Annotated in this window: 18 protein-coding genes; 9 read left to right on the top strand and 9 right to left on the bottom strand. The window is 60.4% G+C overall.

Features of this window, described 5'->3' with window-relative positions; genetic code table 11:
- Positions 1–127: 127 nt before the first annotated feature.
- The 3 genes from PGW49_RS07080 to PGW49_RS07070 form a co-directional block, all read right to left on the bottom strand.
- Positions 128–1,021 (bottom strand): aldose 1-epimerase family protein, encoded by an 894-nt coding sequence (locus tag PGW49_RS07080; protein WP_270226060.1) that lies wholly within the window; start codon positions 1,019–1,021, stop codon positions 128–130.
- A 79-nt stretch (positions 1,022–1,100) separates the two neighbouring features.
- Positions 1,101–1,958: a hypothetical protein gene (locus PGW49_RS07075; protein WP_270226059.1), complete on the bottom strand. Its 858-nt coding sequence runs from the start codon at positions 1,956–1,958 to the stop codon at positions 1,101–1,103.
- Positions 1,959–2,084: 126 nt separating this feature from the next.
- The gene (locus tag PGW49_RS07070; protein ID WP_270226057.1) at positions 2,085–3,401 is read right to left on the bottom strand and encodes an ATP-binding protein; all 1,317 of its coding nucleotides are present in this window, start codon (positions 3,399–3,401) and stop codon (positions 2,085–2,087) included.
- A gap of 389 nt (positions 3,402–3,790) precedes the next feature.
- On the opposite strand from PGW49_RS07070, the gene PGW49_RS07065 reads away from it, so the two are divergent.
- Both PGW49_RS07065 and PGW49_RS07060 read left to right on the top strand, forming a co-directional pair.
- Complete coding sequence (locus tag PGW49_RS07065; RefSeq protein WP_270226056.1) at positions 3,791–5,053, top strand: MFS transporter; 1,263 nt, start codon at positions 3,791–3,793, stop codon at positions 5,051–5,053.
- A 308-nt stretch (positions 5,054–5,361) separates the two neighbouring features.
- Complete coding sequence (locus PGW49_RS07060; RefSeq protein ID WP_270226055.1) at positions 5,362–5,808, top strand: low molecular weight protein-tyrosine-phosphatase; 447 nt, start codon at positions 5,362–5,364, stop codon at positions 5,806–5,808.
- A 134-nt stretch (positions 5,809–5,942) separates the two neighbouring features.
- On the opposite strand, the gene PGW49_RS07055 is transcribed toward PGW49_RS07060, so the two are convergent.
- The 3 genes from PGW49_RS07055 to PGW49_RS07045 form a co-directional block, all read right to left on the bottom strand.
- Positions 5,943–7,304 carry an ATP-binding protein gene (locus tag PGW49_RS07055; RefSeq protein ID WP_270226053.1) on the bottom strand — a complete coding sequence of 454 codons (1,362 nt, stop codon included), beginning with the start codon at positions 7,302–7,304 and terminating at the stop codon, positions 5,943–5,945.
- 184 nt (positions 7,305–7,488) lie between these two features.
- A complete protein-coding gene (locus PGW49_RS07050) occupies positions 7,489–7,818 on the bottom strand; it encodes a TIGR04076 family protein (RefSeq protein ID WP_270226052.1) in 330 nt (109 codons plus the stop codon).
- Positions 7,811–8,635, bottom strand: coding sequence for a PfkB family carbohydrate kinase (locus tag PGW49_RS07045; protein ID WP_270226051.1), 825 nt, complete (start codon positions 8,633–8,635; stop codon positions 7,811–7,813). Before PGW49_RS07045 ends, PGW49_RS07050 begins: the two co-directional genes overlap by 8 nt.
- A 559-nt stretch (positions 8,636–9,194) precedes the next feature.
- Here PGW49_RS07045 and PGW49_RS07040 point away from each other — a divergent pair.
- The 3 genes from PGW49_RS07040 to PGW49_RS07030 are packed head-to-tail and all read left to right on the top strand — an operon-like array spanning position 9,195 to position 13,417.
- Positions 9,195–9,698 (top strand): MarR family winged helix-turn-helix transcriptional regulator, encoded by a 504-nt coding sequence (locus PGW49_RS07040; RefSeq protein WP_270226050.1) that lies wholly within the window; start codon positions 9,195–9,197, stop codon positions 9,696–9,698.
- Positions 9,691–11,505 (top strand): ABC transporter ATP-binding protein, encoded by a 1,815-nt coding sequence (locus PGW49_RS07035; RefSeq protein WP_270226049.1) that lies wholly within the window; start codon positions 9,691–9,693, stop codon positions 11,503–11,505. The genes PGW49_RS07040 and PGW49_RS07035 overlap by 8 nt, the downstream gene beginning before the upstream one ends.
- On the top strand, positions 11,498–13,417 hold the full coding sequence (locus PGW49_RS07030; RefSeq protein WP_270226048.1) for an ABC transporter ATP-binding protein: 1,920 nt from the start codon (positions 11,498–11,500) through the stop codon (positions 13,415–13,417). Before PGW49_RS07035 ends, PGW49_RS07030 begins: the two co-directional genes overlap by 8 nt.
- A 245-nt stretch (positions 13,418–13,662) precedes the next feature.
- Here the strand turns inward: PGW49_RS07030 and PGW49_RS07025 are convergent, their stop codons facing one another.
- Positions 13,663–14,541 (bottom strand): LysR family transcriptional regulator, encoded by an 879-nt coding sequence (locus PGW49_RS07025; protein WP_270226047.1) that lies wholly within the window; start codon positions 14,539–14,541, stop codon positions 13,663–13,665.
- Positions 14,542–14,773: 232 nt separating this feature from the next.
- Here PGW49_RS07025 and PGW49_RS07020 point away from each other — a divergent pair, with 232 nt between their 5' ends.
- The 4 genes from PGW49_RS07020 (at position 14,774) to PGW49_RS07005 (ending at position 20,647) form a co-directional block, all read left to right on the top strand.
- Positions 14,774–15,655 (top strand): SDR family NAD(P)-dependent oxidoreductase, encoded by an 882-nt coding sequence (locus PGW49_RS07020; protein ID WP_118934451.1) that lies wholly within the window; start codon positions 14,774–14,776, stop codon positions 15,653–15,655.
- Between the two features lie 66 nt (positions 15,656–15,721).
- The gene (locus tag PGW49_RS07015; RefSeq protein WP_006235666.1) at positions 15,722–16,978 is read left to right on the top strand and encodes an MFS transporter; all 1,257 of its coding nucleotides are present in this window, start codon (positions 15,722–15,724) and stop codon (positions 16,976–16,978) included.
- Between the two features lie 69 nt (positions 16,979–17,047).
- Positions 17,048–18,088, top strand: coding sequence for a Gfo/Idh/MocA family protein (locus PGW49_RS07010; RefSeq protein ID WP_006235665.1), 1,041 nt, complete (start codon positions 17,048–17,050; stop codon positions 18,086–18,088).
- Positions 18,089–18,499: 411 nt separating this feature from the next.
- Positions 18,500–20,647, top strand: coding sequence for a Tex family protein (locus tag PGW49_RS07005; RefSeq protein WP_270226046.1), 2,148 nt, complete (start codon positions 18,500–18,502; stop codon positions 20,645–20,647).
- A 381-nt stretch (positions 20,648–21,028) separates the two neighbouring features.
- Here the strand turns inward: PGW49_RS07005 and PGW49_RS07000 are convergent, their stop codons facing one another.
- Positions 21,029–21,733 (bottom strand): transaldolase, encoded by a 705-nt coding sequence (locus PGW49_RS07000; protein ID WP_055286284.1) that lies wholly within the window; start codon positions 21,731–21,733, stop codon positions 21,029–21,031.
- 193 nt (positions 21,734–21,926) lie between these two features.
- Positions 21,927–22,754, bottom strand: a complete 828-nt coding sequence (locus PGW49_RS06995; protein ID WP_270226045.1) for an HAD-IIB family hydrolase — start codon at positions 22,752–22,754, stop codon at positions 21,927–21,929.
- Between the last annotated feature and the right edge of the window lie 4 nt (positions 22,755–22,758).

The following is a 22,758-nucleotide window of genomic DNA, read 5'->3' as shown; positions in this document are numbered from 1 at the left end:
AACAAGTTGGCATGAAAAAGGCACGGCATAGACCTTCTGGTCATGCCGTGCCTTTTGAATGACAAATTGTCGCTCTGGGTGTCGCGCAGCGTCGACCGGCCCGCCGTTCGTCAGAACGGCGGAACCTCTAGAGCAAAGTGACGCTAAAGCTGCGGACGTCCGTCTCGCCCGGCGCCAGCGTGATGGTGTTGACCTTGTGCTCAAAGACGTCGTCCTCGGTGTCCATGGTGGTGTGACCGGTCCAGGGCTCGAGCGCCACAAACGGAGCGTCGTTGGCGGCAGACCACACGCCGATGTACTTAAAGCCCTCAAAGTCGATCTTGACGCCGTGGCCCGACTTGCGGCCGCGCAGCGTGAGCGTGGAACCCGGGGTATCGGTGAACATGATGGCATCGTTATCGAAGCTGCGGTGCGTGATGGGCAGCACGTCAGAGTTATCGGGCGCCTTGTAGCTGCCCTCGAACGTCATGAGACCATCGGGCGTGATGATGGGGGCCTCGTTGGTCCAAGCCTCGGTAAATGCCAGCTCGTAATCCTCGAACGTCTCGTCCTCGGCACCGGGAGCGGGCACGTTAAATGCAGGGTGACCTCCCACCGAGAACGGCAGTTCTACATCGCCGGTGTTGGTGACGGCAAAGGTCTGGGTAAGCGTGGCATCACCAGTCAGGGCATAGGTCATGTTGAGCTTAAAGTGGAAGGGGAAAGCCTTGAGCGACTCGGGCGTATCGGTGATCTCGTAAGTTACCGAGGAGCCGTCCTCCGAGACCTCGACCAGCTTGTGCTCGACGATGCGCGCGAGTCCGTGGCGCGGCATCTCGCAGGTGCCAGCCGCAGACGTCGCCGTGTTGTTGCGCAGTGAGCCCACGATGGGGAACAGAATGGGCGCATGCTTGCCCCAAAAGGCCGGGTCGCCCTGCCACAGATACTCGTTGCCGTCGAGGGCAAGGCTCGTGAGCTGGGCTCCCATGGAATCGATGGCCGCGGTGAGGCCGCCGCGCTTGATAGTGGTGACGGTGGACATGCTACTTCCTCCAAAAGTAAACAATAGTGTCGAGGGCTATTGTGCCACTCTTGGCGGCAAGGAGAAGCGGCAGGCGCAGTTATTGAGCGATTGCGTAAAGGTCGAATCCGCCCTGCGGCGTGCTGTCGACCGTATCGGGCGCCTGCGAGTTAAAGCTCACGGGAACCATGCGCTTTGAGGCGCGGAAGCGCGTGCCATCGGTGGCGACGGGCGGCTCGTCGACCGTGAGCTCGTAGTCGCCGGGCTTGAGTTCGATGCCGTCGCCAGCGGAGTTGACATATTGATACTCGTCAATCGCCTGCCCCCTGAGCGTGCGGCCCACGATGTGGATGAGCATCTGACTATCGCCGCGGGCGGTGTCCCACGTCGCGCCGTCCTTGACCTCGACCGACACATGCACCGAACGCGTGCGGCTGAGCGATTGCTCGACAGACATCTCGACCTTGGCGGCATCTTTGCGCTGTTGCTCCACATGGCTCCAGACATTTCCGATCGCCGAGCAAGCGATGACGCCGGCCATGAAGGCGATGAGGATGGGGCCGAGTGGTGAGCGGCGGCCCGCGTCTTCCTCGCGAGCCAGGTCGGGGCGATGCGTGGGCGCAGGCGCCTGGGCGCCTTGCGCGGGCACGTCGAGAATGCTGAAGGATGCCGTGCTGCCGGGGTCGATGTTATGGCGCGGCTGCGGGGTCTTGGCCGGCGAGATGGACATGTCGGCCGGCTCACCGAGTGTGGCCGTGGCATCGGCCTTAGCCTCGTCGGCCTCGGCCTGGGCCCAGGCCTGTTCAAAGGTTAGGGGCTCGGCGGCATCAGGCTCGACAGCGGCATCGTTGCCGGTCTCGTCCTCGTCGCTCGACACGTCACGCGACGCGGGCTCGTCCCACCCCTCGTCCGGAGCCTCGCCCTCGCTATACCACCATTCAAAGTTATCGATATCCATACGGGGCGCCCCTTAGGCCTCGCAAATAAACACTTGCTAGCCTTATACCCTCAGACGGCACGAGGGCTCGCACGGAATGCGAAAAAGGGCTGCTCCTTTGTCGCATCGAAACGAATCTGCTTGCGTTTAGCCGCGGGTAATCTTATTTCTCAACAAGAAGTCGACTGCCCCCACGATTCTGATGCCATCGATGTCCGTTGGATGGTCGCCATCCCTGACAATCAGGATCTTCTCATACGAATCAGGAATTTTTCCTAGCGTGCTTAGCTTGAGCGGTCGCAGCTCGCGTTCTCTCGTCGCCTCGGCATCGATCCGTTCGGTAACCTGGATATATTTGCGGTCCGATCCCTCGCCGATTGCGACAAAGTCGATTTCCCCCGCGCGCAGATGGCCGCAAAACACTTCGTATCCTTCAAATACAAGCTGGTTGTAGATAACGTTCTCGAGCATCCTTCCGCTATCGCTACCTCTATATCCGTCAAGATAGCTGCGAATTCCCGTATCAGCTATGTAATATTTACCGCCTGTCTTAAGAAGCTCCCGCCCCTTGATGTCATACCTTTTTACCTTGGTAAACAGGTACGTCTCTTCCAGAGCGTCAATATATGCCGACACCGTCGATGCGTTGGTCTTACCGCCCGCCGATTCGTTGAGCGTCCCTACGATTTTGTTGACCGAGGTTTGGTTTGAGATGTTGTCTGCCAGATACGCACAGAGCCGCTCGAGAACATCGCGCTTGGTGATAGCTCCGCGACCCCTACGCGTCGCACGCGACAGGATATCGCGCGCGACGATCGTCTGGTAGAGGCTACGGATATAGTCGCGGCACAGCTCACGTCTCGGCTCATTATGGGCCAGCAACGGCATGCCGCCATAAGTTATGTACTGCTCAAGCACGGTATTTGAATTAAGGCGATCGCCCGTCTTGGAAACAAGTTCGACCCTCTCACCAAGCCCTTCAGCGGCGACCGCATCAATCGAGCGAAAATCAAGATATTCGCTAAACGTGAGAGGCTGCATCTTGACCTCGACATATCGGCCCGAGATAAGCGTTGCGAGCTCGCTCGATAGCAAAAAGGCATTGGAGCCCGTGACATAGATATCGCACGGCAAATCCACTCGGAGCGAGTTGACTGCCTTTTCCCAACCTTCGACATTCTGGAGCTCGTCAAAGAACAGGTAGGGATGATCGATGCCGTCGATGCGCTCCCGAACCATACGATAAAACGTCAGATAATCCGTAATTCCCGCGTACTCTAGAGATTCCATCTTAAAGGTCAGCAAACGCTCGGCTGGCACCCCCTGTTGCGCCAGATAGTCCCTCATCATGTCCAATAACGTTGATTTGCCACAACGGCGTATGCCCGTCACGATTTTGATGAGGTCGGTATCCTGAAAAGCAATGAGTCGATCAAGATAACGGCTTCGGCGAACGATATCCATAGAGTCTCCCTAGCGCCCGACCAGACATGAAACCTTATAAACTTGCATTTTTTGCAAGTTTATAAGATGTTACCTTAGAAACTTGCAGAATTTGCAAGTTTCTAAGGAATGGAATGTGACAAAAGGACTGTCCCTTTGTCACATCGCGAGGGCAACGCGAATGGAGGGGGCCTCGAGGGCCTCCTCGAGCGCAAACTTGCCCTCGCCCACTGCAACCTTTGTCGTGTGCATGCCCACGGGATCTCCTGTCGCCCGCGATGTACCTGAGACCATCTTCGCCTGCATTGCGACTATACAGGCAAGCGCAGCCTGCGACAAAGGGGGCGGGCACCTGACACATTCTGGTAGAGTTGCAGGGACTGAATTCAGCTTATTCATGCGACATTGGAGTGACAACCTTGACCGCCGCAACCACGCCTAAAAGTAAGCCAACCGCCGCCGCGCTCTCCCCCGCGCGCACCAAGCTCTGCCTGGCGCTGCTCGTGCTGTTGGGATTCTCGCTCGGCTGCTCCGAGTTCGTGGTCATCGGCATCGAGAGCGACCTGGCGACGGAGCTCGGCATATCGCTTGCCACCGCAGGCCAGCTCATCAGCGTATTCGCGCTCGTCTACGCTATCGCCACGCCGGTACTTGCGCTCAGCACGGGGCGCTTCCGCCGCTACCAGCTGCTCGTGTGCTACAGCATCGTCTTTGTGCTCGGCAACCTAGTCATGGCGTTGGCGCCCAACTTTCAAGTGCTGTTCGCCTCGCGCATTGTCCTGGGCTCTGTCTCGGGTGCGCTGCTCGCCGTGGGCGTGACGTACATTCCTGAGCTTCTGTCCCCGCAGCAAACTTCGCTTGCCATCTCGGTGGTATATGGTGCGTTTTCCGTGGCAATGGTCTTTGTCACTTCGATCGGCAAGTTTGTAGCCGACACGCTCGATTGGCACGTAGCCATGTACGGCACGCTGACCTTTGCCGTTCTGATCTGCGGAGCGCTCGTGGCGTTTATGCCTCGCGCCGGGCAGACCGATGAGCCCGCCACCTTCCGCGAGCAGGCGGGGCTGCTACGCGAGCCGAGCATCATCACCGGCATGCTCATCTTCTTGTTTGGCGTGGGCTCGGTCTATGTGTTCTACGGCTACGTGACGCCTTATCTTGAGCAGGTGCTGGGCATGGGCACGGTCGAAGCCAGTACCACGCTTATGGCCTACGGCGTGTTCTGCCTGATCTCGAACATCCTGGGCGGATGGATCGACGCGCGCTTTGGCATGAAGGCACTGCTTGTGACGTTTGTGCTGCAGGCCGCGGCGTTACTCGGGCTGTTTGCTGTGGGCGGCACCATGCCGCTCGCGCTGGTCTTTGTCTTTAGCTTGGCGCTACTCATGTACCTGTTCTCGGTGTCGTGCATCACGCACTTTATGGACGTGGCACGCAGCCGCCATCCCAAGTCGATGGTACTCGCAAGTTCGGTTGAGCCCATGGCATTTAATATCGGCATTTCGTTTGGCACCGCAGTGGGCGGCGCCGTGGTAAGCAGCATTGGCATTGCGTACGTGGGCGCAGTGGGCGCCGCGTTCTCGCTTGTGGCCTGGGCCCTCACACTGGTGACGATTAAGTTGGCTCGCTGGGAGCGCAAGCGTCAATCAGCACAGCCCCGGATGCAGGCATAGGAGCGAACATAGCCCAAGGTGGCGAGCAACCGGTGAAAACCGTCCCATACGAGTAGTGTTTATCCGCCTGGAAGCTTCAGCAGTGCAATTTCGTGTATTTCAGATACACGTTTTTCTTCGATTTCATGTATCTGGAACACATGAAATCTTGAGCACCCCTGTCTTCGTGGAAAACGTTTTTGCCCGCTTTACATCAGACGGTGGGCGTGAGCTGCGTCATCCTCCACTCTGCGCAGTTGGCTTCATTGGAAAGGGCTGTGTTACAGTGCCACCGCAGGCCGTACGGCCCTGTCTAGAAAGGAAACCCTGTGCAACGCGTTCTTTTTATCTGCCATGGCAACATCTGTCGCTCGACGTTGGCTGAGTCGGTGTTTACCGAGTTGGTGCGCCGCGCCGGGCGCGAGGGCGAATTTGTCATCGATTCCGCTGCGACCTCGACCGAGGAGATTGGCAACCCGCCGCATCATGGCACGGTCGCCAAGCTGCGCGAAGTCGGGATTCCCGTCGTCGCGCACCGTGCCCGCCAGGTGCGTCGCGCGGAGTATGGCGACTGGGACCACATTGTATATATGGATGCTGAGAACGCGCGCGGCCTGCGTCGCATTTTTGGCGACGACCCCGACGTCAAGATTACGCGCTTGCTCGATTGGACCGATCGCCCCGGCGACGTGGCCGATCCCTGGTACACCGGCAATTTCGATGCCACCTACCGCGATGTGCTCGCCGGTTGCACCGCCATGCTCGAGCAGCTGTAGGTTCGTGGGCGCACGAACCATGCTAACCGCGCCCTCGGCATAAATTGAGCGTGGACAATCTCCCACTTTGAGCGCGAAACGGCGCTCTAAACGGGAGATTGCCCACGCTCATGAATGTGACAAAGGGACTGGCCCTAGACCGGCTTGACCTCCAACTTTATCCCCTCGGCACAGGAGTCGCCCAAAACATCCGAAAGGGCCCAGGTCGCATATAGCGGCAAATAGAGAACCGCTCCGTTGCGCTCAACGTTGCCTCTCGAGAAAACAATCCCGAGCCTTACGCCATATTCAGCCGTATCAAGCACATGACCGAGTGCAGCGTGCGCGTGGTAATAGGAGCCCGATTTAACCTCGATCGGAACAGCTGTCCCATCCGGTCCATCGACCACAAAGTCCACTTCACCGCGCTTTTTTGTCTGATAGTAGTAAAGCTGGCGATTTTGGGCAGCCAGCTGCTGGGCCACCACGTTTTCGTAAATGCCGCCCAGATTGGGCTCCTTGCTATCAAGATACGCCGCTTGGGCGACTCCAACGGGGTAGCGCGCCATCAACATGCCCGTATCCGATTGATATAGCTTGAACTGCGATGGCCGTGCCGTCTTGAGCAGGGGCGATTTTGGCTCGGTTACGATATCGGCTTTGAGAGCAACGCCGGCATCGACAAGCCATACAAAATCTCGCTGATACTTCTCGTAGTGCGCCTTAGGGTCAATGGAATTGAGCACGAAGCGCTTGTTTTCGCCCTCGAGCATAATAGGGAGCTGATCGTAGATGCTCTGCACCTGAAGGGCTCGCCCGCTTGCATACTTGGAGATATCCCGCCGGTACTGTTCGTTGAGCTCTGACTGTAGCTGACGAACAGAGGCAAGGTCGCCCTGCGTGTCAAGGAAACGCTGCACGACCTCAGGCATTCCCCCGACAACGGTATAGGTCCTGAAGTTTGCCATCATCGCGTCATGAATGTAATCAGGAACGGGCCTCTCGCTGATACACGCGTCACGTATCGTTTGGCGAGCCCCCTCGCTCACCCCGATTGCCCAGCAAAACTCCTCAAAATCGAGCGGGAACATCCTAAGCTCGTGAACATACCCCACGGGATAGGACCTGACGCCCTTGAACTGAGTCCCGAGCATTGACCCCGAAAACGCCCAGCGGCACCTCCCGTCCTCAACAAGGAACTTTGCCATCGTCATGATGTCGGGGGCCTCCTGGACCTCATCGATAAACACAAGCGTTTTGCCTGGTGCAATCGACTTTCCCGAAAGAAGCGTCACCCTGCTGATGAAATCATCGGCATCCCGCGCCTCGAGAAGAGCATCTTTTGCCTGGCGGTTTTCCATGAGGTTAAGCTCGATGTAGGTTGCATGGTTGGCTTTGCCAAATGCGCGAATCGAATAGCTTTTGCCAATCTGGCGAGAACCCGTAATGAACAAGGCCTTTTGCTCGGAAGACTTCAGCCAACGCTCCAGCTCTGCCGCTATTTTCCTGCGCAGCATAGGCTCTCCCCTCGGTGTCATCGAATGAAATGCAAAGTTTTATATGCTTGATTATCGATGAAACGCAGAATTTTTATAACCTAAAATCAGATGAAATGCAGAGATTTAGGATTATAAGCAAAAAAGAAGGAGCATCACCGGCGGATGCGACAAAAGAACTGTCCCTTTGTCACATTGCGCTCAACTATTCGTCTACGATCTCGGCAAGCCAAACGTTCAGCGTATCGACCTCGGGGCAGCAGAACTTTGCCGTACCGGGCTCGTTGCCAGGCACGGTTCCGCCATAGCGCAGGATATCGATATAGGGAAAGCCCACATGGCAGGCCATGGCGCACATCTTGCCGCGGTCTCGGTCGAAGTCAAAAACGTCGCCCGGCTTGTGACCATGGTGGCAGCGGCACGCACCCAGCTGGTCCACGCAGCTCACGCGGATACGCGGACGCTTGCCGCGCGGCGCGCCGATTGGCTTGTTCTCGTCCGCAGGATTGATGCCGCCCTCGCCAACGTTACTCATGGTCAATCACATCCAGGCAGGCCTCGATGGGCAGGCCGGCCGACTTGTCCTCTTGGTCGGCATTGCGCTCGATAAGCTCTGCCACCACGCGCATGGCATCGGACGTCGCGCGCTGCAGACTCCAACCTGCCATAACGCGGCCGACGAGCACCGCCGAGAACGTGTCGCCCGTGCCCGGGAAATAAACCGGAATGAGCTCAAAGGGAATCGTAAAGTACTCCCCCGCCACATGGTCGTAACCGATAACCGCGTTCATGCCATTGACTACGGCGCTCGTAATGACCACCGACTTGGCACCCAGGACACGCACGGCATCCACAAGAGCGCGGCCCTCATCGGGCGTAATTTGCTCGGCAATAGGCCTATCGGCAAGCAGGCACGCCTCGGTATAGTTGGGCACCGCGTAGTCTGCACACTCCAGCAGATGCCGCATAAGGCCAATCGTGGACTCGGGCACGCCCGCATAGAGCTTGCCGTTGTCGCCCATGATGGGGTCGACGAACACCTTGGTGCCCTTTTGCGCACGGCGGTGGCAAAAGTCCGAGATGATGCGCGTCTCTTCCTCGGTCACGATAAAGCCGGTCGAGATGGCATCGAACTCAAAGCCGAGCTCCTCCCAGATGGCGAGGCTCTGGCGGACATACTCCGTGGTGTCGTGGATGTAGAACTTGGGGTAGTTGAGCGTATCGGAAACGAGGGCCGTCGGCAGGTTGTGAATGCGATAGCCCATGTGCGACAGCACCGGCAGCATGGCGGAAAGCGCGACCTTGCCGTAACCGCACATATCGTTGATCAGCAGCAGCTGAGTATTCTTCATGAGTGTCCCCCTTGGTTCGGGCGCGGCGCGGCAGCGCCACAGTGCTACTAAGTGTAGCGCAGGGGACGTTGCGAGCGGAGTCGAGCGGCACGAAGGGCAAATTGTTGCGGAAAGGTTTCGGAAACGAGGGGCTAGCTTGCTTCATTGCGGCTCATTTGCCGCCACTTATTCAGTGCCATTTCAAAACTATGCCGGATTACGGGGCTGAACCTGAATGAGCCAACCACACCCCCTATTTTTCAAATCATAGCGAGCCTTCTACCTGCGGTTTTCTTTTTACCAATTTCGGCATGGTCGGCAATCCGTCGTTCAGCCCCGTAATCCGGCATAGTTTTTAAGTTAGTCGTTGGGGACGTTCTTAAATGACTAGGCAAACAAGAACGTCCCCAACGACTATCAGCACAAGGAGTGTCCCCAAGTGCCGGCACATAAGGAACGTCCCTAAGTGCCGCTTGAACATAATAAGTTTGGTACCTTGACAATCAATCTATGCGCTCCTAAATTGGTTAGGCACAAAACAATTCCACTACCTAACTAAAGAGAGGAGCGAAGCTTAGATATGTGTGTTGAACCACTCGTCTATCCGCACGAGCCCGGCGGCGACCCGTCACAGCCGGCGGATGTACACGAAGCGGTTAGCTCGGAAGACAAGCTTGCCAAGCGCATCCTGAGCGGCCTGGGTTTTTGCGGCCATTACATGCATTTTCATGGCGGAGGCGTGTCCGGCAAGGCGCCCATCATCTGCCTGCTGGCCAAGCAGCCCGGCGGCGAGATGTCGCAGCAGGAACTCGGCATGCACTTCGACCTCAAGCCGGGGTCGCTTTCCGAGATCCTGTCCAAGCTCGAGCTCAACGGCCTCATCGAGCGCAGCCGTAACCCCAAGGACCGACGGCAGCTCACCATTCGCCTGACCGAAACCGGCCGGGAAAACGCCCGCATCGACCAGGCGGCCCGCATCCGCTTTAGAGAGCAGGCCTTTAGCGCCCTCACCCACGACGAGCGTGAGCAGCTCGCCGAAATGCTCGAGAAAATCCGCAAAACTTGGGAGGAACTGGATGATTAAAACCCTCATGGGCAGCATCCGCGACTATATGAAAGTCACCGTTGCCACGCCGTTGCTCGTACTTGGCGAGGTGCTCTGCGAGATGCTGATTCCATTTATCACCGCCAACCTGATCGACGCCATCAAAGACGGCGCCACCGTAGCCGAGATGCTTCCCACCGCAGGCTTTTTGGTGCTCATCGCGCTGACGTCGCTTGCTTTCGGTGCCGCTGCCGGCGTCACCTGCAGTCATGCGAGCTGCGGCTTCGCCAAGAACCTGCGTCACGACCTGTTCTACAAGATCCAGACGTTCAGCTTTGCCAACATCGATGAGTTCTCGAGCTCCTCGCTCGTCACCCGCCTCACCACCGACATCAACAACGTGCAGCAGGCCTTTATGATGCTCATCCGCATCGCCGTGCGCGCGCCGCTGGTGCTGGTCTTTGCCTTTGCCATGGCCTACGCCATGGGCGGCAGCGTCGCCATGGTCTACCTGGTCATCATTCCGCTGCTGGGCTTTGGACTGTTCTTTATCATCTTTAAGGTGCGCCCCATCTTCTCGCGCGTGTTCCACAAGTACGATGCCCTTAACGAGTCCGTCGAGGAAAACGTCACCGGCATGCGCGTGGTCAAGAGCTATGTGCGCGAAGACTTTGAGAAGGAGAAGTTCGCGACCGCCGCGCGCGACGTCCAGATGGACTTCACCCGCGCCGAGAAGCTGCTCGCCTTTAACAACCCCATGATGAACATCTGCGTCAACGGCGCGTTTGTCGTCATCATCTACCTGGGCTCCAAGCTCATCATCACGAGCCAGGGCACGCTGTTCGACGTGGGCCAGCTCTCCTCGACCTTTACCTATGGTTTCCAGATTCTCATGAGCCTGATGCAGCTGTCGATGATCTTTGTCATGGTGACCATGGCCGACGAATCGGCACACCGCATTGCCGAGGTGCTGGCCGCCGAGCCCACGATCGCCGATCCCGCCGAGCCCGTGCTCGAGGTTGCCGACGGTTCCATCGACTTTGACCACGTGAGCTTTAAGTATTCCAAGCATGCGAAGCGCCAGGCGCTCGACGATATCGACCTGCACATTACGAGCGGCGAGACCATCGGCATCATCGGCGGCACCGGCTCGGCCAAGTCCACGCTCGTTAACCTCATCGCCCGCCTGTACGACACCACCGAAGGCGCTGTGCGCGTGGGCGGCGTGGACGTGCGCGACTACGACCTGGACGCGCTGCGTCACCAGGTCGCCATGGTGCTGCAGAAAAACGTGCTGTTTAGCGGCACCATCGCCGAGAACCTGCGTTGGGGCGACCCGAACGCCACCGACGAGGAAGTCCGCGAGGCGGCGCATCTGGCCTGCGCCGACGAGTTTGTCGACGGTTTTCCCAAGGGCTACGACACCTGGATCGAACAGGGCGGCTCTAATGTTTCGGGCGGTCAGAAGCAGCGCCTGTGCATTGCACGCGCCCTGCTGCGTCGCCCCAAGATCTTGATCCTGGACGACTCCACCAGCGCCGTCGACACCAAGACCGACGCAAAAATTCGCGCAGGGCTGGCAAGCTATCTGCCCAACACGACCAAGCTCATCATCGCCCAGCGCATCAGCTCCGTACAGGACGCAGACCGCATCATCGTCATGGAGGGCGGCCGAATCGCGCAGATCGGCAACCATGACGAGCTGCTTAAGACGAGCGAGATCTACCGCGAGACCTTTACCTCGCAAAACAAGATGAGCGCCGAGGGCGAAGGGGCCGTCGAGGCCGACACCGAGGCATCCGCAACGCAAGCTCAGACTCAGGAAGGAGGCGAGGCACATGAGTAAGGCAACGACCGCCGAGCGCGCGCTCAACCGCAAGGGCGGCACCATGTCGCGCCTCATCAAGACGCTCTTTGGCTTCTATCCCGTGCTTTTGCCCCTCGTCGTCGCCGGCGTGGTGCTCTGCGCCATCATCAACTCCATCGGCGCGACCTTCCTGCAGAGCGCCCTGCAAATTATTGGCGAATCGTGGCAGTCGGGCGATTGGGAAGCCGCGCAGCCCAAGATCGCACAGCTCGTGACCACCCTCGCCTGCATCTACGGCGTCGGCGTCCTGTCCTCGCTCTTCTGGAACCGCGCCATGGCTATCGTCACGCAGGGCTCGCTGGAGAAGCTGCGCGAGATGATGTTCAACCGCATGCAGGACCTGCCGATCCGCTACTTCGACACGCACCAGCGCGGCGATATCATGAGCCACTACACCAACGACATCGACACGCTGCGTCAGATGATCAGCCAGTCGCTGCCCAACCTGCTCATGACGATCATCATCATCGTCACGGTGTTCTTTATCATGCTGTACTACAGCGTGTGGATGTGCCTGGTCATCATCGCCGGCGTCGCCTTTATGACCTTTATGACCAAGCTGCTCGGCTCCAACTCCGCGCGCTTCTTCATTGCGCAGCAGACCGAGCTCGGCGTGGTCGAGGGCCATATCGAGGAGGTCATGAACGGCCAGAAGGTCGTCAAGGCGTTCTGCCACGAGTCTGCCGCCGAGGCCGATTTTGACGAGCGCAACGAAAAGCTCTTCGAGGTCTCGCAAAAGGCCAACATGTATGCCAACATCCTCATGCCCATCCTTATGAACCTGGGCAACCTGCTCTACGTGCTGGTCGCACTGGCAGGCGGCATTTTCCTGGCGCTGGGCGTGCCCAACCTGAGCATCTCGGGCATGGCGCTGTCCATCGCCGTCGTGGTGCCGTTCCTCAACATGACCAAGCAGTTCTGCGGACAGATCGGCCAGATCTCGCAGCAGATCAACGCCGTGGTCATGGGCCTCGCCGGCGCCGACCGTATCTTTGAGCTCATCGACGAGGAGCCCGAAGCCGACGAAGGCTATGTGACGCTCGTCAACGCTCAGGTGAACCCCGACACCTGGCAGCTCGAGGAGGCCGACCACCACACCGGCATGTGGGCATGGAAACATCCGCACCGCGCAACCGGCGAGATCGAGTACGTGCCGCTGCGCGGCGACCTGGTCATGGACAACGTCGACTTTGGCTACACGCCCGACCACGAGGTGTTGCACGGCGTGTCCGTGTTTGCCAAGCCGGGCCAGAAGGTCGCGTTTGTCGGCGCCACCGGTGCCGGTAAGACGACCATCACCAACCTCATCAACCGCTTCTACGACATCGCCGACGGCAAGATCCGCTACGACGGCATCAACGTCAACAAGATCCGCAAGGCCGACCTGCGCCGCTCGCTGGGCGTCGTGCTACAGGACGTGAACCTGTTCACCGGCACCGTGATGGATAACATCCGCTACGGCAATCTGGACGCTACCGACGAGGAGTGCATCGCGGCGGCCAAGCTCGCGGGCGCGGACGACTTTATCACCCGCCTGCCCGACGGCTACGACACCATGCTCACTGGCAACGGCGCACAGCTGTCGCAGGGCCAGCGCCAGCTGATCTCGATCGCACGCGCCGCCGTCGCCGATCCGCCGGCGATGATCCTGGACGAGGCCACGTCGAGCATCGATACCCGCACCGAGGCTATCGTGCAAGCCGGCATGGACAAGCTCATGGAAGGCCGCACGACGTTTGTCATCGCGCACCGCCTGTCCACCGTGCGCAACTCCGACGCAATCATCTGCCTGGACCACGGCCGCATCATCGAGCTCGGCAACCACGACGAGTTGATCGCCAAGCGCGGATATTACTACCAGCTGTACACCGGAGCGTTTGAGCTCGAGTAGGACCGGTTACTGACGGAGGGCGCCCCGAGGGTGGCGGGGTAATTCCTCCGTGCTCAAACATTCTCGCTTCGCTGCGAAACTGCGCGCGGAGGAAATACCCCGCCACCCCGGGGCGCCCTCCTGCGCGCGATCAGCCCGTCATTTAGAACGGAATAAAAGTTAGTGAGGCCCTGGCCGGTTGGCCAGGGCCTCGTTTTGTAAAAAATCATCCTCGAAGTAGCTAAAAGAGCCCCGTCCCAAAAGAGCTAGTTGAGAAGCTGGGCCATGGCGTTGACGAATTTTTGGACTTGGAGGGTGGGCTCGAGCGGATAGTGCAGAAAGACTGGCACCTCGCGACCGCATAGGAACGGCACGCCCGCAAAGGCCGGGTGCACCCCCGACCACGCCCCGCAGGTGAGCACCGCGTCGCCCTTTTCCTCCGCCTCGTTAAAGAGCGCAAAGTCGAAGCTATCCACATCGATCACGTCCACACCGCCGTCGGCCAAAAGGTCGATACGCAGACTGTCCATGGCGTCGTTGCCGTGGCGGAGCACGCGCAGGCGCATGCCCTCCAAGTCGGCAACCGTAATGCGTGTCGTGCGCGCCAGCGGGCTCGTGCGCGGCAGGTCGATATAAAACGGCACGTTAACGATGCGGAGCTTTTGACAGGTGTCGCCCCAGCGCGGTGTCGAAAAACTCGACTGCACCACATCCACCTCGCGACCAAGGCTGCGCATGACGGATTCGCGCTCGTCATAGAGGTCGCTTACCGGCACGATCTCGAAGCGCAGCGATGGCTCCAGATCGTGGATGCCCGACCACATCGACAGCGTCTGGCGCCCCGGGCACATCATCGACACGCCCAGGCGCACGGCACCGCCATCGCCCGCCGCGCGTCGGGCGCGGCGCAGCGCGTCCTCGGACTGCCGCATGATCGAGCGCGCGTCGTCCACCAGCAGAGCGCCCGCCGGCGTCACCTTAACACCCGAATGCGAGCGCTCGAACAACGTGATGCCAAACTCGGCCTCGAAACCCGACACCTGTTTGACGAGCGCCGGGGTCGACACGCGCAATTTTGCCGCCGCACGTGAGAAGCTTCCCAGCTCCGCGGCGGCCGATATGGCCTCGAGTCGTCGATCGTACACGTCAATCTCCCGTTTTCGCGCCTGTGAACGCATGGCGCCACAGGGGGTCGTTTTGGCAGGTCACGCGCTCGATTGAGAAAAACTGCATCGCACAGTATAAACCTACGGTTAACGCCATTCTAACAAATATGCAATTCACCTGCGCAAATGCAAAGCATACGATAACCAGCGAAAACCACGTGGGTCGGTTAATGGGAGCGACCCACCGGGAGGCACAAGAAGGGAAGTTCCTATGAGCAATTGGCTTAAGCTCGAGGGCGATGTCTGCGCCGTGACCGGCGCGCTCGGCGGTATGGGCGTCGAGATTTGCCGCGAGTTCGCCCGCAACGGCGCCAACGTCGTCCTGCTCGACCTGGACGAGGAGAAGGTCAAGGCCGCAGCCGCCGACCTCGCCGCCGAGTTTGGCATCCACGCCGAGGGCTACAAGATGAACGCCACCGACGAGGCCGAGGTTCAGGCCGCCGTCGATGCCACCATCGCCGACTTCGGCCGCGTCGACGTCCTTGTCAACACCGCCGGCATCCTGCGCTTCGCCGCCATGGAGGACCTGCCGCTGAGCGACTGGGAGCAGGTGCTCAACGTCAACCTCACCGGTTACTTCATCACCTCGCAGCGCTTTGGTCGCGAGATGATCAAGGCCGGCCAGGGTCGCCTGGTGCACATCTCGACCGTTGCCAGCCACTCCCCCGAGACGTTCTCGGGCGTGTACAGCTCCACCAAGGCGGGCGTCAACATGATGTCCAAGATGCTGGCTGCCGAATGGGGCCCCTACGGCGTCCGCTCCAACTGCGTCGAGCCTTGCTTCGTTAAGACCCCGATGTCGGCCAACTTCTACGCCGACCCCGAGGTCGAGAAGAGCCGCAGCCGCCTGATCGCCACGCGCCGCATCGGCGAGGTCAGCGATATCGCCAACGCCGTCATGTTCCTGGCGTCCAAGCGCTCGGACTTTACCACCGGCGACGCCATCAAGGTCGACGGCGGCTTCTCCAACATGATGGGCGACCTCACCGCCAAGCCCGGCGGCCGTCGCGCCTATGCCGACAACTACCTTAAGAACAAGGGTGTCGAGCTCTGGTCCGATGAGTCCGGCGTCGCAAAGCCGACTGACCAGTAAACCAACCTGACAGGGAGGCCCCGCGGACACGCCTGTTCCTCCCCCGTATCGATTAGAAAGAGTCCAATGGCTTCCACCAACTCCAACAAGGGTCGCGCCGTCGTGCTTTCCGCCGCGTGCGTCACCATGTTCTTCATCAGCTCCATCGCGCTGTATTCCGTCGTGAGCAAGAACCTGCTCGCCGTCTACCCCGAGTGGTCCAGCGCTCTTACCTGGGCCTTCCCCGTCTTCCAGACCATCATGGCCGTGACGGGCATCTTCGCCGGCCGCATCTCCGATAAAATCGGCCCCCGCAACGTCGTGATCGCCGCCGCCGCGTGCTACGGCCTGGGCTGGTTCATGTCCGGCACCGTCACCGAGCCGTGGCAGTTCTACCTGTGGTTCTCGCTCGTCGCCGCCATCGGCAACGGCCTGGGCTACAACCCCGCGCTCACCACCGGCCAAAAGTGGTTCATCGACAAGAAGGGTCTCGCCTCCGGCATCACCCTGGCCGCTTCGACCGCCGGTCCCGCCGTGCTGTCCCCGGTGCTCGCCTCGCTGCTCATCCCGAGCCTGGGCATCTTTGGCGCCCTTAAGGCGCTCGGCGTCATCTTCTTTGTGACGATCGCCGCCTCCGCCCTGTTCCTGAAGGCCCCCGAGGCCGGTTGGCTGCCCGAGGGCTTCGAGGCCCCCAAGGGCGGCGCGCACGCTGGCACCTTCGGCGACCTCACCCCGGGCGAGATGGTCAAGACCCCGCGCTTCTGGGTCCTTATCGTCACCTTCGCCTTTGCCGCCACCGCGGGCACCCTGCTCGTGGGCAAGGTTGCCTCCATCGCCGCCGTTCAGCTCTTCGCCGACCCCACGAGCGCCGCGGCCGTCGCCCTCGGCGGTGTGGTGGTCTCCGTCAACACCTGCGCCAACCTGGTCGGCCGTCTGTCCTTTGGCCAGATCATCGACAAGCTCGGCGCCTATAAGTCGCTGCTCATCAGCCTTGTCGTCACCATCGTCGCACTCGTCATCATGTCGATGAGCTTTACGCAGGCCATGTTCTTTGTGGCGCTCGCTCTGCTCGGCTTTAGCTTTGGCGCTCTGCTCGTCATCTACCCGCCGCTCACCGGTGGCGCCTTTGGCACCAGTAACATCGGCGTCAACTACGGCATCATGTTTTTGGGTTATGCCGCTTCCACCTGGATCAGCCAGCCCATCACCGCCGTGCTGTATCACGCCGAGGCCGGCAGCGCCGCCTACCAGCAGTCCTTCTACGGCGCCATTGTGATCGCCGCCATCGCCGTCGTGCTCACCGTCTACATGATGGTCTCCGACAGCAAGAAGAAGTCCGCCTAGTTTTACCGATGCGACAAAGGGACGGCCCCTTTGTCGCATTCCACCGGTCACCAGTATTAAGGAGTCGAAATGTCTGAGCTCAACCCCGTCCGCATTGCCGTTATCGGCGCCGGCGCCATGGGCCGCAACCACATCCGCTTTGTCACCGAGGAGCCCGAGGCCGAGCTCGTCGCCATCGCCGACGCCTTTGAGGGCGCCCGCGCCACGGCCGAGGCCGCCGGCGTGCCGTTTTACACCGATCCCGCTCAGATGATGGACGAGGTCAAGCCCGAGGCCGTCATTATCGCCACCCCCAACGACCTGCACCTGGGCGTTGCCCGCGAGGCTGTAAAGCGCAACATCGTGCCGCTGGTCGAAAAGCCGATCTCCAACGACCTGGAGGATGCCCAGGCCTTCGCTGCCGAGGCCGAGACCGCCGGCGTGCCCGTGCTCGTGGGTCAGCACCGTCGCCACAACCCCTTCGTCAACAAGGCCAAGGAGATCATCGAGTCCGGCGAGCTGGGCAAGCTCACCGTGTCGAGCTTCCACTACATGATCTATAAGAATGACGAGTACTTCGATGTCGAATGGCGCCGCAAGAAGGGTGCCGGCCCGATTCTGGTCAACCTGGTGCACGACGTCGACCTGCTCCGCTACCTGCTGGGCGAGCCCGTTGCCGTCCAGGGTATGCAGTCCAGCGCCGCCCGCGGTTTTGAGACCGAGGACTCCGCCGTGGTCAACGTCCGTTTTGCCGATGGCGCGCTCGCAAGCATGACCATCTCCGACGCCACCGCCAGCCCCTGGAACTGGGAGGCAACCGCTCGCGAGGACCCGCAGTACCGCCCCTTCGACGCCGACGCCTACTTTATCGGCGGCACTAAGGGCGCCCTGTCGCTGCCCCGCCTGCACCAGTTCTCCTACGACGGCGCCTCCAACTGGCACAAGCCGCTGCAGATGGAGATTCCGGCCGTCGACCCGGCACTGCCGCACAAGATGCAGCTCAAGCACTTTGTGAAGGTTGTCCGCCGCGAGGTCGAGCCCGTCGTGACCCCCGCCGACAACGTTAAGACGCTCACGCTTCTCAACGCTATCAAGGAGGCCGCCGAGACCGGCCAGCTCGTCGAGCTGTAATGCCTTAAGAGCGACCGCGGCAGAAACCCCATGCCGAACCCTTCGGTCCGTCACCAACAAGCCCCTCTTCTTTGCCCCGCGAGCAGCCTCCTGCCCGCGGGGCATTTTGCTACCTTGCCGACGATTTTTCTGGGGCGGGGGCTATTTTGCACCTCGGCTTGATTCGTTCGCCACGAAATGGGCCTATCTACTACGTTTAACCGACCGCCCTCAACCATGCCGAATTTCCTAAAATCAAAAGCGCAGGTAGACGGCTTGCGCATTCTCGGAAAACCGGGGGATGGTCGACCCATACGGTTCAAACGTAGTAGATAGGTCGTTTTCGTGGCGCGGGCCCAAAACAGTCTTTTGAAACGGGTGGTATCCTTGGTAGCCCTGTGCTGCAAACGCACCTTAAACGCAAGGAGTCCCATGGATCTTATCGCCCAGCTCGCCCACGAGCTCAACCTTAAGGCCGCCAACATCGAGGCCGCCGTCAAGCTCATCGACGAGGGCAACACCATCCCCTTTATCTCGCGCTACCGCAAGGAAGCCACGGGCGGAATGGACGACGTCGCCCTGCGCACACTCGACGAGCGCCTGTCTTACCTGCGCAATCTTGAACAGCGCAAAGAGGACGTCATTCTGCTCATCGACGCCCAGGGCAAACTTACGCCCGAGCTCGAACAGCAAATTCGCGAGGCCACGCAGCTCCAGCGTGTCGAGGACCTCTACAAGCCCTACCGCAAAAAGCGCATGACTCGCGCGCAGAAGGCCCGCGAAGCCGGCCTGGAGCCGCTCGCCAACATGATCATCATGCAGGCCTCGGCCAAGGGCAGTGCGCTCGACGCCGCCGCAGCATACGTCAATGAGGAGGCCGGCTTCGACACGCCCGAAAAGGCGCTCGCCGGCGCGGCGGACATCGTGGCCGAGACGGTGGCCGAGGACCCCGAGAACGTCGCCGACCTGCGTGCCTTTACGCAAAACACCGCAGACATCGTCGTCGAGGCCACCGACCCCACCGAGAAGACCCCCTACGAGCCGTACTACAGCTATGATGAGCCGCTGCGCCGTATACCCAACCACCGCGTGCTGGCTATCGACCGCGGTGAGCGCGAGGGCAAGCTCCGCGTGCGCGTGAACGTCGACGGCGCCGCCGCCACGGCACGCCTCGGCAGCCGTTGGCCCCGACGCCAGGGCGTCTTCGCGCCCGTCTTTGACGCCGCCATCGCCGACGGCTACAAGCGCCTCATGGCCCCCTCGCTGGAGCGCGAGGCCCGCGCCAAACTCACCGTCCGTGCGCAGACCGAGGCCATCAATGTCTTTGCCAAGAATCTCGAGGGCCTGCTCTCGGCACGCCCCGTGCGCGGCGCCCGCGTGCTCGCGCTCGATCCGGGCTACCGCACCGGCTGCAAGGTCGCCGTCATGGACGAGACCGGCAAGCTGCTCGACCACGGCGTGGTCTATCCCACCAAGCCGCGCCACGACGTCGCCGGCACCAAGCGCGAGCTCGCCCGCCTCGTCAAAAAGGACAGCGTCAACACCATCGTCATCGGCAACGGCACCGCCAGCCGCGAGACCGAGGAAGTCGTCTCGGAGTTCATCGCCGAGCAGGCGCCTGAGCTGCGATACACCATCGTCAACGAGGCCGGCGCATCGGTGTACTCCGCCTCCGAGCTCGCCAGCCAGGAGTATCCCGATCTGGACGTCACCGTGCGTGGCGCCATGAGCCTGGGCCGCCGTCTACAGGACCCGCTGGCAGAGCTCGTCAAGATCCCGCCCCAGTCCATCGGCGTTGGCCAGTACCAGCACGACCTTGACCAGGCCGAGCTTTCGCGCACCCTGGGCCATGTGGTGGAGGACGTCGTCAACCGCGTGGGCGTCGACGTGAATACCGCGAGCGCAAGCCTGCTGGGATACGTATCGGGCATCACGCCGAGCGTGGCCAAAAACATCGTGGCCTACCGCGAGGAAAACGGTGCCTTTACCGATCGCCGCCAGCTTAAGAAGGTCCCCAAACTAGGACCCAAGGCATACCTCAACGCCGCGGGCTTCCTGCGCATCAGCGGCGGCAAGAACCCGCTCGACGCGACGAGCGTCCACCCCGAGAGCTACGAGGTGGCCACGTCCGTCCTGGAACGCGCCGGCGTTAAAGCCAGCGAGCTCAGCCGCGGCGGCGTGCCCGACATCGAGCGCCGCCTGGGCAGTATCTCGGCGCTGGCAAGCGACCTGGACTGCGGCACCCTCACGCTCATCGACATCGTCAACGAGCTCAAAAAGCCCGGCCGCGACCCGCGAGACGACGCGCCCGAGGTGGTCTTTAGCCGCTCGGCGCTTTCCATCGATGACCTGGAGCCCGGCATGGAACTCAAGGGCACGGTGCGCAACGTTGTGGACTTTGGCGCCTTCGTCGACGTGGGCGTGCACCAGGACGGCCTCGTGCATATCTCAAAGCTGGCCAACCGCTTTGTCAAGCACCCGAGCGACGTGGTGCGCGTCGGTGACACGGTCAAGGTGTGGGTCGAAAAGGTCGATCGCGACCGCAAGAAGATCTCGCTCACCATGGTACAGGGGAAGTAAACCGCCAAAGCAGGGGTACCCCCTGTAGTGACGTGCAAAATCGCGAGTATTCTGCAAATTCCGCTGTTCCGGATGCCTCCCAGAGGCGAAAAAGCAAAAAACAGCCCCCGTTTTAGCGTCGTCAGAGCCAAAACGGGGGCCGTTCCATGCTTCGGTTAACTGATAAAGACCTTTACCTTGCTGAATACTCTCAATTTTGCACGGCGCAGGCGGGGGTACCTTTGCCCACGGCAAGATATGGAAGCCAATCGCCAACTTGCTGGCAAGCTCGTGCCGGCAGCCCCGGCCTTTCCTTTGCCTAGCGCGACCCTCGCGGAGCGCGTGAGCGATAGGGAAAGGAAAGGCCGGGGCGAACAGCCCACGGTACAGTCGGTGTTCGCGCTACGGCAGGATATGGAAACCGAGCGCCGCGATATCCTTGGCAAAGCCGCGCACGGTGTCGAGCGAGACCTCGTACGGGTCGCGACCGATGTTCTTGCGCTTGGCCAGGATGCTGTTGGGCACTGTAATGATCTGGCAACCGCAGGCTTCTGCCTGGTAAATGTTGATAAGTTCGCGCGTGGACGCCCACAGGACCTCACAGTTGGGCTTGGCGGCGGCCTTCTTGACCGACTCCGTCATAAACGGAATGGGGTCGACGCCGGTATCGGCGATACGGCCGGCAAAGAGCGAGATAATGGACGGCGTCTCGGTGTCAACGGCCTCGACCATCTCATCGACCTGCGTAGGCGTAAAGATGGTAGTGACGTTGACCTTGATGCCGTCGGCGGAAAGCTTGCGGACCAGCTCGGCGGTGGACTCGCCCTTGGTAGTCACGCACGGAATCTTGACGTAGACGTTCTCGGCCCAGGTAGCGATCTCGCGCGCCTCGACCTCCATGGTCTCGACGTCGTCGGCAAAGACCTCAAACGAGACGGACACATCGGTGATGTGGGCCAGGACCTCCTTGGCAAACGCGCGGTAATCCGTCACGCCGCCCTTCTTCATAAGGGACGGGTTGGTCGTGAAACCCTGAACGTTGCCGTTCTCGTACATGTCGAGCATGCCCTCGAGGTTTGCACCGTCAGCGAACACCTTGATTGCCATCTGCCTGATTCCTTTCGCTAGCATACGGCCGATAAACTGCTAAACACTTTACCTACGTTTATCAAGGCGTGAGCTGCGGTTTTTTATCTTCTCGGCGAACGGTATAAACACCTCAGTGTTTGGATTGATAAATCGATTGAGCATGCAAAAGCAAAGAGTCGCAGTTTGAGCAAACGTCAGAACGTGGGATTCATTAGATGAGGCCGAAATGCTGCATCGCTGTGACGGTGCCGTCGTGTGCGACATCATCAGTCACGTAGTCGGCGAGCGCCTTGACCTCGGGCATAGCGTTGCCCATGGCCACGGCCGTCTCGACAGCGGCGAGCATACCCAGATCGTTGCCGGAATCGCCAAAGCCAAAGGTGCGCGCGTTGCCGGTGCGACCCAGGTATTCCAGCGCTCGCGCCACGCCCACGCCCTTGTCAATGCCCTTGGGGCTCAGCTCGCGATTCTGGCCACCGGTGTTGCACAGCTCAAACTCGCGATCGATAAAGCCGTCATCGTTGGCTACGCGAGCCAAACTGGGCACACTGAGGCATACCTTGCCCACGCGCAGACTGCCGTCGACGCGCATCTCCTCGGCGCTGTGCACCACAGACGTGCCGATCAGAGACGACTGCTCAACGCCCACGGGCTCCAGCGCAAAGGTCGCAGCATTGGACTCGAAAAAAACCTCGATGCCGGCATCCACAACGCGGCGCGCGAACTCCTCAATAACGTCCTCGTCAAAGCAGTCCTCATGCACCACGCGGCCCTCGACCTCGAGCGTCGCTCCCGCCATGGCAACGACACCCGCCGGGTTCAGCGCGCGCAGGCCATCGGCAATCAGCCACAAGGGACGACCCGTGCAGATAAATGCATGGTGTCCCGCGTCGCGCAGACGATGAAACGCCTCGACGACCGCCTGCGAGGGGTGAACCGCCGAAAAGTCCTTGTCGGTCATGTTGTCGGGATCGAACGACGTCAGCGTGCCGTCCACGTCAAAAAAGAGCACGGCGGAATCGGGGCACGCATCAATCATATGG

Origin of the sequence: Collinsella aerofaciens, from assembly GCF_027679495.1 — a bacterium.
Classification (GTDB): domain Bacteria; phylum Actinomycetota; class Coriobacteriia; order Coriobacteriales; family Coriobacteriaceae; genus Collinsella; species Collinsella aerofaciens_AK.
Note: the sequence above shows the minus strand (reverse complement) of the source record. Positions and strands in the feature narration are given on the sequence as shown.